The 9,933-nt window shown below is 63.7% G+C and carries 12 protein-coding genes and 1 pseudogene; 10 read left to right on the top strand and 3 right to left on the bottom strand.

All coding sequences use genetic code 11. The annotated features are described in order from the left end of the window. The 3 genes from NTW26_05705 to NTW26_05695 all read left to right on the top strand — a co-directional run. On the top strand, positions 1 to 293 hold a 293-nt coding region (locus NTW26_05705; GenBank protein ID MCX7021757.1), incomplete at its 5' end, for a glycosyltransferase family 9 protein. Positions 294 to 311: 18 nt separating this feature from the next. Next, positions 312 to 887, top strand: a complete 576-nt coding sequence (locus NTW26_05700; GenBank protein ID MCX7021756.1) for a phosphatase PAP2 family protein — start codon at positions 312 to 314, stop codon at positions 885 to 887. A 2-nt stretch (positions 888 to 889) separates the two neighbouring features. Beyond that, positions 890 to 1,372 carry an NAD(P)H-dependent oxidoreductase gene (locus NTW26_05695; GenBank protein ID MCX7021755.1) on the top strand — a complete coding sequence of 161 codons (483 nt, stop codon included), beginning with the start codon at positions 890 to 892 and terminating at the stop codon, positions 1,370 to 1,372. Positions 1,373 to 1,513: 141 nt separating this feature from the next. On the opposite strand, the gene NTW26_05690 is transcribed toward NTW26_05695, so the two are convergent. Continuing rightward, the gene (locus NTW26_05690; protein ID MCX7021754.1) at positions 1,514 to 2,875 is read right to left on the bottom strand and encodes a cyclic 2,3-diphosphoglycerate synthase; all 1,362 of its coding nucleotides are present in this window, start codon (positions 2,873 to 2,875) and stop codon (positions 1,514 to 1,516) included. 167 nt (positions 2,876 to 3,042) lie between these two features. Then, on the bottom strand, positions 3,043 to 3,636 hold the full coding sequence (locus tag NTW26_05685; GenBank protein ID MCX7021753.1) for a hypothetical protein: 594 nt from the start codon (positions 3,634 to 3,636) through the stop codon (positions 3,043 to 3,045). A gap of 243 nt (positions 3,637 to 3,879) precedes the next feature. Between NTW26_05685 and NTW26_05680 the strand changes: the two are divergent. Further along, positions 3,880 to 3,957, top strand: a pseudogene (locus NTW26_05680) (di-trans,poly-cis-decaprenylcistransferase). 52 nt (positions 3,958 to 4,009) lie between these two features. Here NTW26_05680 and NTW26_05675 read toward each other — a convergent pair. Beyond that, a complete protein-coding gene (locus NTW26_05675) occupies positions 4,010 to 4,618 on the bottom strand; it encodes a hypothetical protein (protein ID MCX7021752.1) in 609 nt (202 codons plus the stop codon). A 212-nt stretch (positions 4,619 to 4,830) separates the two neighbouring features. On the opposite strand from NTW26_05675, the gene NTW26_05670 reads away from it, so the two are divergent. The 6 genes from NTW26_05670 to NTW26_05645 form a co-directional block, all read left to right on the top strand. Beyond that, entirely contained in the window at positions 4,831 to 5,595 is a 765-nt protein-coding gene (locus NTW26_05670; GenBank protein ID MCX7021751.1) for an isoprenyl transferase, read from the top strand. Further along, positions 5,592 to 5,936, top strand: coding sequence for a hypothetical protein (locus NTW26_05665; GenBank protein ID MCX7021750.1), 345 nt, complete (start codon positions 5,592 to 5,594; stop codon positions 5,934 to 5,936). Before NTW26_05670 ends, NTW26_05665 begins: the two co-directional genes overlap by 4 nt. A gap of 18 nt (positions 5,937 to 5,954) precedes the next feature. Then, positions 5,955 to 6,797 carry a phosphatidate cytidylyltransferase gene (locus NTW26_05660; GenBank protein MCX7021749.1) on the top strand — a complete coding sequence of 281 codons (843 nt, stop codon included), beginning with the start codon at positions 5,955 to 5,957 and terminating at the stop codon, positions 6,795 to 6,797. A 6-nt stretch (positions 6,798 to 6,803) separates the two neighbouring features. Then, positions 6,804 to 7,949, top strand: a complete 1,146-nt coding sequence (dxr, locus tag NTW26_05655; protein MCX7021748.1) for a 1-deoxy-D-xylulose-5-phosphate reductoisomerase — start codon at positions 6,804 to 6,806, stop codon at positions 7,947 to 7,949. 21 nt (positions 7,950 to 7,970) lie between these two features. Next, entirely contained in the window at positions 7,971 to 9,290 is a 1,320-nt protein-coding gene (gene rseP, locus NTW26_05650) for an RIP metalloprotease RseP (protein ID MCX7021747.1), read from the top strand. A 129-nt stretch (positions 9,291 to 9,419) separates the two neighbouring features. After that, a partial coding sequence (locus NTW26_05645) for a hypothetical protein (protein MCX7021746.1) occupies positions 9,420 to 9,933 on the top strand: 514 nt, incomplete at its 3' end.

The raw sequence follows: 9,933 nt of genomic DNA, 5'->3' as shown, positions 1-9,933 counted from the left end.
AGACGGCCGCCCTCCTCCAGCGGTGCGCCGTCGTCGTGGGCAACGACACCGGGCTCACGCACCTTGCGACGGCCGTGGGGACGCCCACCGTGGCCCTCTTCGGCCCGACCACCCATCAGTTCGGCTACTTCCCCCGCGGGGCGCAGGCGCGCGTCCTGGAGCGGACGCTGGACTGCCGCCCCTGCACCAAGAACGGCTTGGAGCGTTGTCCACGCCGCCGGGACCTGGCCTGCCTCGCCGAGATTATCGTCGAGGATGTCATGGAAACCTGCTGGACGCTCATCGGCGCATAGCGAACGGTTGTTCGGCCCATGCTGGAGAAGCTCACCGCCTCTTACGACCGATTCGACCTGGCCCTCTTCCGGGCGCTCAACTCGACGGGGAACCCCTTCCTCGACGGGCTCTTCACCGTGTTGTCGAACCGTTGGTTCGGCATCGGCCTGGGGCTCGTCGTCTGCGCCTGGTTCGTCCACACCAAAAAGTGGGGCGCCCTGCGCGTTATCGCGGCCCTAATCCTGGCCGTGGGCCTCTCCGATTTAATCGGCTACCGCGTTTTGAAACCCCTCTTCGGTCGGATGCGGCCCTGCTACGCCCTGCCCGCCGGGAGTTTTACCTGGGTGGACCACGCGGCCGATGTGGGCTCCATGCCCAGCCTCCACGCGGCGAACCTCTTCGCTCTGGCCCTGGTGGCCACATTAGGCGATAAGAGACTGGCCTGGGGCGCCTACCCTCTGGCCCTGTTGGTGGCCGTGAGCCGCGTGTACCTCGGAGTGCACTGGCCCACGGACGTTTTGGCCGGGATGGCCTGGGGGAGCCTGGTTGCCCTCGGCTGCTGGTTCCTCACCGGCTGGGTCGAAAAATTATTAAAGAAAAGGAAGAAGGAGTGAAGATGCAGGTTCTGGTGGGCTACTTCTCGAAGACCGGCAACACCCGGGCCCTGGCCGAGGCCGTGGCCGATGGCGTGCGCGAGGTCGAGGGGGTCGCCTGCGTTTTAAAGGACACATCCGCCGTCGTCCAGGACGATTTTCTGGAATCCCAGGGCGTCATCCTCGGCTCGCCGGTGTATTTCGGCACGATGGCGGCGGAGCTGAAGGCGATGATAGACCGCTTCCTGCCGACGCGGAAGAAGATGGAGAATAAAATCGGCGCCGCCTTCGCCACCTCCCACGACCCCACCGGCGGCAAGGAGACCACCATCCTCTCCATCCTTCAGGCCATGCTCATCTACGGGATGATGGTGGTCGGCGACCCCCTCTCGGCCACGGGGCATTACGGCGTAGCCTGCACCGGCGCGCCCGATGAGAGGACGAAGGACCACGGGCGGAAGCTGGGCCGCCGCGTGGCCGAGCTGGTGAAGCGCCTCGCCGGGTGAGCTTTGAGGTCAGCGGTGGGTAATGTAAATGTAGGGCGGGGGCTCTATACCCCGCCCTTTTTAATGCGAATCGGGCGGCACACGGAGTTGCCGCCCTACGTCCGGTGTTCGATAACCCTGGGGTCGCCCGTCTCTTTCGTCTCAGATGAGCGCCCGGTCCCGCAGCACATCCTCCAGGGTCGGCCGCCCTATCTCCTGAAGCTCGTAGCTCACCCGCGTCGCGGGGCAGCCGATTTCGATCAGCCGCTTGAGGTTTATCGGCGTCCCGACGATAACGGAGTCAATGGCCTTGTCCTTCACCATCCCCTTTATCGTGGCCTCCAGGTCCTTGACCTGCGCCGGGCCGTAGCCCATGGCGGGGAGGAGCACTCCGATTCCGGGGTACTTTTCAAAAGTCTCGGCGATGCTGCCCACGGCCCACCGGCGCGGGTCCACGAACTCCGCCGCGCCGAACCTCTCCGCCGCCGCCGTCCCGGCCCCGAACTTCATCCCCCCGTGGGTGAGCGTCGGGCCGTCCTCGATGACCAGCACCCGCTTCCCGGTGATGACCGCCGGGTCGTCCACGAAGATGGGGCTGGCCGCCTCGACCACCACGGCGGTTGGGTTCGTGGCGCGGATGTTCTCCCGCAGGAGGGCCAGTTTCTCCGGGGGCACGGCCCCCAACTTGTTGATGACGATGACGTCGGCCAGGCGCAGGTTGGTCTCGCCGGGGTAATACGATAGCTCGTTCCCCGCCCGGAAGGGGTCCGTCACCACCACGGTCAGGTCGGCCCGGTAGAAGGAGGTGTCGTTGTTCCCGCCGTCCCAGATGATGATGTCGGCTTCCTTCTCCGCCTCGCGCAGAATCGCCTCGTAGTCCACGCCGGCGTAGATGAGGTTGCCCGCGGCGATGTGCGGCTCGTACTCCTCCATCTCCTCGATGGTGCAGTCGTGATCCTCAAGGTCGGAGAGCTCGGCGTAGCGCTGCACCCGCTGCTTCGCCAGGTCGCCGTAAGGCATGGGGTGGCGGACGGCGACGACCTTCTTCCCGGCGGCCTGGAGGATGTCTATTATTCGGCGGCTGGTCTGGCTCTTGCCGCACCCGGTCCGCACCGCGCAGACGGCGATGACCGGCTTTGTGCTCTCCAGGGTCACCGCGGAGCCGCCCAGGAGCATGAAGCTGGCCCCGACGGCGTTGACCAGGCTGACCCGGTGCATGACGTATTCATACGAAACGTCCGAGTAGGCGAAGACGACGAAGTCCACGCCCAGGTCTTTGATCAGGCGGGGCAGCGCCTGTTCCTCGTGGATGGGGATGCCTTTGGGGTAAAGCTCACCCGAGAGCTCGGGCGGGTATCGGCGGCCCTCGATGTCGGGAATCTGGGTGGCGGTGAAGGCCACGACCTCGTAGGCGGGGTTTTTTCTGAAGAAGGTGTTGAAGTTGTGAAAGTCGCGCCCCGCGGCCCCCATGATGATGACCTTTTGCCGGGGGCATAGCTCGCTCCACTCGGTTTTCCTGTCCATGCTTGGCTCCGGGATTATGGTCCGGTGGACCCAACCTTTTGTAGGGTTAGGGATGGAAATCCGGGGGCTATTCAGGGGGCTCGGAGTCGGAAAAGCAGTCGAGGAGGCGCAGTCGGCGGGAAAGGTGTCCCCGCTGGAGAAACGGATCGGCAGTTCTGTTCCGGCGCCTATTTGAAGATTATCAGGTCGAGAACCTCGTCGGTGTCGGCGTCAAGGGTCACCTGGGCCATGAGATAGCCCTCTTCCGTAAAGTATGCGACGAGGCAGAGGTTCTCGCTCTCGCTGTAATCATCGTCGCCGTCGGAGCCCACCTCCAACACGCGGTAGTCGTAAGCCACACCGCCAGTGGTGTCGATGGCCTCGTCGGCGGCGTCCACCCAATCTTCCGCGTTGCGGTAAACGGGGAGTTTGTTCCAATATCCATACCAATTATACCAACGGGTGCCAAACGATCCATCGGGGAGGACTGTGACCGTCAGCACCTGCTGCCGGTCGCCCTCCAGATCACCGTAGTCGAAGATCCACCTCCCATGGTCAATCCTGCCGGTGTCTTCCACTCTTTCACCTCTGATATGCAGTAAACTTGGGTTGTTCATCTCCCCCTCGGCGGCCTCATCCGCAATGTCGAGCGCCCAGCCGAGTTCACCTGATTCATCATCTCCGTCGCCACCGCCGCCGGAGTCGCTGGTGCTGGTGCAGCCGGAAAGGGTCATGGCCAGACTCAGCAGGATCAGGGCCGGTAGTGTAAGGCGTTCCTTCATCTTAGTATCCCTCCCTGCGAGTGGTCATGAATGAAACTTACTAAAGTATAACTGATTAAGTTAAAGGTGTCCATCCCGGCGTGGAGCGGGAAAGTCCGGGCGGGCTCACGGCGGCATGGCAACTTCGACTGAAGTATCTTACAATGGGAACGGTTTCCACGTTCCCATCAAAATGTCCGGGCAGCTCATCGTCCAGCAGGATATGTTATACACCGTTTCGACACCCAGATCTAAAAGCCCGAGGTTCCGCGTTTCACGCAGCTCCCGCGCCACGTGGCGATAATCATGGACGGCAACGGCCGCTGGGCGGCCCAACGCAACCGGCGGGAAATGCATCCCCGCCGGTTGCTGTTCAGCAATTCTGTTCGTGCGCCTATTCCCCTTCGATGTCCAGGTCGAGAACCTCGTCGGTGTCGGCGTCGAGGGTCACTAAGGCCATGAGATTGCCCTCTTCCGTAAAGTATGCGACGAGGCAGAGGTTCTCGCTCTCGCTATAATCATCGTCGCCATCGGGGTCCACCTGCACCCAGCGGTAGTCGTATGCCACGCCGCCGGCGGCGTCGAGAGCCTCGTCGGCGGCATCAACCCAATCCTCCGCGTCGCGGTAAACGGGGAGTTCGGTCCAGAATGGGTCAATCTGCTCCGCGTCAAACCAGCAGGTGATAACTTGCCCCGTGAGGGTGACATTTACCGCCAGCACCTGCTGCCGGTCGCCTTCCAGATCTCCGTAGTAGAAGAGCCACGTCCCCTGGTCGTCAATCCTGCCGGTGTCGTCCACCAGCGTGCCTCTGAATCTCAGTAAACTGGGGTCGTCCATCTCTCCCTCGGCGGCGGGATCGGCCAGGTCGAGCGCCCATCCGAGCTCACCTGAATTATCGTCTCCGTCGCCACCGCCGCCGGAGTCGCTGGTGCTGGTGCAGCCGGAAAGGGTCATGGCCAGACCCAGCAGGATCAGGGCCGGTAGTGTAAGGCGTTCCTTCATCTTAATATCCCTCCCTGCGAGTGTTTATAAATAAAAACTCTTTAAAGTATAAACTGATTAAGTAAAAGATGTCCATCTCAGAGGCGGGGAGCGGTATGGTCCGGGCGGAATCACGGCGGCATGGCAACTTCGGCGGAAGTAACTTACAATGGGGACGGTTTCCACGTTCCCATCAAAATATTCGGGCCGCTCACCGTCCGGCAGGACATGTTATGCCCCGTTTCGACACCCAGAAAGAGAAGCCCAAGGTTCCGCGCTTCACGCGGCTCCCGCGCCATGTGGCTATTATCATGGACGGCAACGGCCGTTGGGCCGCCGCTCGCGGCAAGCCGCGCATCTTCGGCCACCGCCGCGGCATGGAGCGGGCCAAGGACATCACCCGCGCCTGCGGCGACCTCCTCATCGAGTCGCTCACCCTGTACGCCTTCAGCCTGGACAACTGGAAGCGCCCCAAGGCCGAGGTGGACGTCCTGATGCGCCTGTTGGTCAAGTACCTCAAAAGCGAGCTCGGGGAGATGATGTACTCCAACATCCGCTTCCGGTCCCTCGGCGAACGGGGGATGCTCCCCGAAGCGGTGCGGGGGGCCATCGTCGAGGACGAGGAGATGACGGCCAAGAACACCGGGCTCAACCTCAACCTGGCGGTGAGCTACGGCGGACGGTCGGAGATTCTGGGCGCGGTCAACCGCCTGCTGGAGGAGGAGAGAACCGGGACGCTGCCCGAAGGCCTTGTGGACGAGCGCGCCTTCGACCAAATGCTCTACACCGCCGGTCAGCCCGAGGTGGACCTCTTGATTCGGACCTCGGGCGAGCTGCGCGTCTCCGATTTCCTGCTCTGGCAGATAGCCTACGCCGAGCTCTACCTCACCGGGGTCTTCTGGCCCGCGTTTTCCAGGGAGGAGCTCTACCGGGCGCTCAAGGACTACGAGGGACGGGAACGCCGCTTCGGCGGCGTCGGGACGGATGTAAAACGATGAACGCGTGGAGAAGGATTCTGCTCCTGGCGGTCCTGTTGACATCCTGCTCCGGCGGGTATCCCCGGGTGACGGTGATCAACGCCGGCGGCGGGCCGCTCACCCAGGTCGTCCTCACCCTGGAGGATGGGGACGCGTACACCATCGGAACCTTGGACGCGGGTGGGGAGACGACCGTCGTCGTCGAGCCTCTCGGAGAAAGCGATGTGACGCTCGACTACGGTGATTCGTCGGACGCTCGGCGGATGGTTTCCGGCGGTTACCTCGAGGAGGCCGGCGCCTACCACTTGACGGTCACCGTCCGGGGGGACGGTGTGGTTGATTTCGAGACCACTTTCGATTAGCCTGCACGGAACAAGGCCATGGAAGAAAATAAAACGAATTTTCTCATCCGAATCCTGTCCGGCTTGGTCTGGGCCGGTGTTTTTCTCTTCTGTGCCTGGAACGGCTCCACCTGGCGCTGGGTGATCCTTCTCGGACTGTGCGTCGTCGGCGGCGTGTACGAGATGCGCAACTTGACAGGGGAAAAAGGAAGGCCGGCCGAGCCTCTTCTCTCCGGTCTGGGCGCGCTCATCATCCTGGGCGGAGCCTGGATCCGCGGGGCCGAGGGCCTGGCCTACGGCGCCCTGGGCGCGGTGTTGGTCAACGCGCTGACGGTCCTGCGGCGCGATTATGTCGGCGCGCTGGACATTTTCGCCCGCAGCGTCCTCACCTCTTTTTACCTGGGCCTGGGGACGGGGGCGGCGTTGATTCTGGGGCTCGGGAACAAGGGGGCGCCGCTGCTGGTGGTCACACTGGCCGCGCTGTGGATTGCGGACACCGGGGCCTACGTAGTCGGCTCCCTCCTGGGCCGTCATCAGCTCGCCCCGCAACTGTCACCGAAAAAGACCGTGGAGGGCCTAGTCGCGGGCGTCGTTCTGGCCGCGGTAGGCGCCTGGGCCATCGAAAACTATTTCTTGAACGCCAACCTCCAGGGGAGATACACCCTCATTCTGGGAGCGGTGGTGGCGCTGGGGGCCTTCATTGGCGATCTGACCGTCTCGGCGCTCAAACGCGACGCGGGGCTGAAGGATACCGGCAACATCATCCCCGGTCACGGCGGCCTCCTGGACCGGCTGGACAGCTTTCTTATGGCCATGCCGGCGGCCTGCATCTACCTGATCAGTCTCCACCACGCCGGGCTGTGGAGCGGCACACTGGGCTGATACTTCATGCGTAAACGGACGCTCTCCATCCTCGGCTCGACCGGCTCTATCGGGAGACAGACGCTCACCGTCGCGCGGTCCCTGGGTTTTCCGGTCGCCGCCCTGGGAGCCCTGGACGAGGTGGAGGACGTCTTCGCCCAAATCGAGGAGTTCAGGCCGCGACTGGCCGTCCTCTTCGACGAGCCCGCCGCTGAGGTTTTGGCGAAAAAGGTCAAGGGGGGCGGAACCGAGATCGCGTCGGGGGCCGAGGGCTTGATCAAGCTCGCCCGCCTGGAAGGGGCGGACACCTTCGTCGCCGCCAGCTCCGGCTCCGTGGCCCTCGAGGCGACATACGAGGCCGTCCGCTCCGGCAAGGACGTGGCTCTGGCCAACAAAGAGGTCCTGGTCGCCGCCGGGGCGCTCTTCGTCGAAGCCGCCAAAGAACACGGCGTGGAGCTTCTCCCCATTGACTCGGAGCACTCGGCCATCTGGCAGTGCCTGGGCGACCGCCCCCGGTGCGAGGTCGCCCGGCTCATCATCACCGCCTCGGGCGGACCCTTCCTGAACCGATCCGATCTGACGGGCGTAACCCCCGGCGAGGCTCTCCGGCATCCCAACTGGAACATGGGCACCAAGATAACCGTGGACTCGGCCACCCTCTTCAACAAGGGGCTGGAAATCATCGAGGCCCACTGGCTCTTCGGAATCAAAAACGTGGATGTGATCGTCCACCCGCAGTCGGTGGTGCACAGTCTGGTGGAGTTCGCCGACGGCTCCGTGCTGGGCCAGCTCGGGCGACCCGACATGCTCCTGCCCATCCAGTACGCCCTGACCCACCCGGACCGGGTCGCGGGCCCCGCGCCCAGACTCGACCTGACGCAGACTGACGGGCTCGCGTTCTTCCCGGTGGATGAAGGCCGCTTTCCGGCGTTGGGGCTGGCCCGTCGGGCGTTCTCGGCGGGCGGCCTGGCGCCGGCGCACCTCTCCGCGGCCGACGAGGTCGCCGTGGAGGCCTTCCTGGCGGAGAGAATCCGGTTCACCGACATCCCGCGCGTCCTGGAGCGCGTTTTGGACGAATTAGGCGCGCCGGGATATACCACGCTGGTCGAGGTCCGCTCCGCTCTCGAAACCGCGAAGGAGCTGGCCTCCGCGATCGTGACTCACGGACTGTAGAGTCCGCCAACCCCCCAAGGCATGCAAGGCATATTCTCCGACATCCTCGGGTTCGTAATCTCTTTCGGGCTGGTGGTCGCGGTCCACGAGTTGGGGCATCTCGTCGCGGCTAAAATCCTCGGCATCGGCGTCCAACGCTTCTCCATCGGCATCGGCAAGCGCCTTTTCGGCATTCGGCGCGGCGAAACCGACTACTGTCTCTCCCTCGTGCCCATCGGCGGTTACGTCCGCCTGGCCGGGGACGCCACCGAGAACCCTTTGGCCGCGGAGCCCTCCCACATCAACTCCACCCCGGCCTGGAAAAGTATAATCGTCTACCTCTCGGGCCCGCTGGCCAACATCGTCCTGGCGCTTTTAATAAACTTCGCCGTCAACCTGGGCGGTTACGACGAGCTCCACATCGAACCGGTCATCGGAGAGGTTATCGCAGAGCTGCCCGAGGGCGAGCAAAGTCCCGCATCGCGGGCCGGCATTGAGGCCGGCGACCTGGTCGTCGCCGTGGACGGCGAGCCCGTCGCGGACTGGAGCGAGCTCAGCCGTCGCATAACCCTCCAGACGGGGGACGAGCTGACCATCGCCATCGAGCGCGGCGGCGAGCATCGGGAGTTCACCCTGATCCCCTGGGTGGACCCCGAGACCGGCTTCTCCCAGGTCGGCATCCGGGTCCACCTAGAGCCGGTTGTGAGCGCCATTAACCCCTCGGGGGAGAACCTGGGCTTCAAGGAAGGGGACCGGATACTGTCGCTGGGCGGCACTCCGGTGGCGAGCGCCGACGATTACGCGACGCGCCTGGACGAGCTGAAAAAGATGGAAACGCCGCCCGCCGAAGTCACCGTAGCCTTCCAGCGCGGCGGGAAAGACTTTGCCTTGGACGTCCCCCTGGATCTTCTCGACGATCAGACGTTCGCCCTGGGCGGCGAGGTGCGCCATGTGGATCCGGGGCTCTTCGGCTCGCTCGGGCAATCCACCGACGAGACCTTCTCCGCGGCTCTCGAGTTCTACACCGTGCTCTACCTCCTGATGGCCCAGCGCATACCCGCCTCGGAAGCCATCGGGGGACCCATCTCCATCGCCTCCGTCTCGGGTAAGATGGCCGAAGCGGGCTTCAGCGTATTTCTGCGCTTCGTCGCCCTCCTCTCGGTCATGCTGGGCATCATGAATACCCTGCCGATTCCCATGCTGGACGGGGGGATGGTCACTCTTCTGGTCGTGGAGGCGGTCCGCGGCCGAGCAATGTCCCTGAAGACGCGCCAGATGATACAGTACGTCGGTATCGTACTCTTGGGCTCACTCCTGCTGTTCGCCCTCTACTCCGATCTGAAGCGCGTCTTCTTTAATTGAAGACAAGGGGTTTTGCCGGGGGCATAGCTCGCTTCGCTCGGTTAAACCCCTTGCCTCTTCGAAAGGCGCAGCCTTGACAATACGCCTCTCTGCTCATAAGCTAATGTTGCACATGTCCGCGGAGTATTCTTGAAAAAACGGCCGGCGTCCTTCTACATCTTCATCCTCACCATTCTGCTCCTCGTGGGGCCTCAACTGGTGGCGGGGGCCTCGGATAAAGCCCCCATCGTCGGCTGCTCCTTCCCCAACTTCGGCTGCGACGACCCCACCGGCCCCTCGGAGACCGAAACCTCCACCTGTACCCTCGTCTCCGCTATGGTGAACGAGCAGGAGCTCGACCCGTCCGATCCCGTACTGACGGTGGCGCCCGGCGATAGCATCAGCGGAACGGCAACCCTGGAGACCGACAACGCCGGCTCCTCCTCCAGCTCCGCCCCCCTGGCCGCCACCCCGAGCTACGGGGACAACGAATCGAGCTACTGGGAGATAACCTCGAACATCCCCTCCGGGACGGCCACCTTCGACGTGGACCTGAGCCTCACCGCCCCGTCGGACGAGGGGACGTATTACATCTTCTTCGCCTGGTACTGGGAGAAAACATCCGGGAACGTCATGTCCCTCACCGACTGGCGGTACTCCCTCG

This window comes from bacterium, from assembly GCA_026398675.1.
Lineage (GTDB): Bacteria > RBG-13-66-14 > RBG-13-66-14 > RBG-13-66-14 > RBG-13-66-14 > RBG-13-66-14.
The sequence above is the reverse complement of the archived record's forward strand: the minus strand, read 5'-3'. Positions and strand labels throughout refer to the sequence as shown.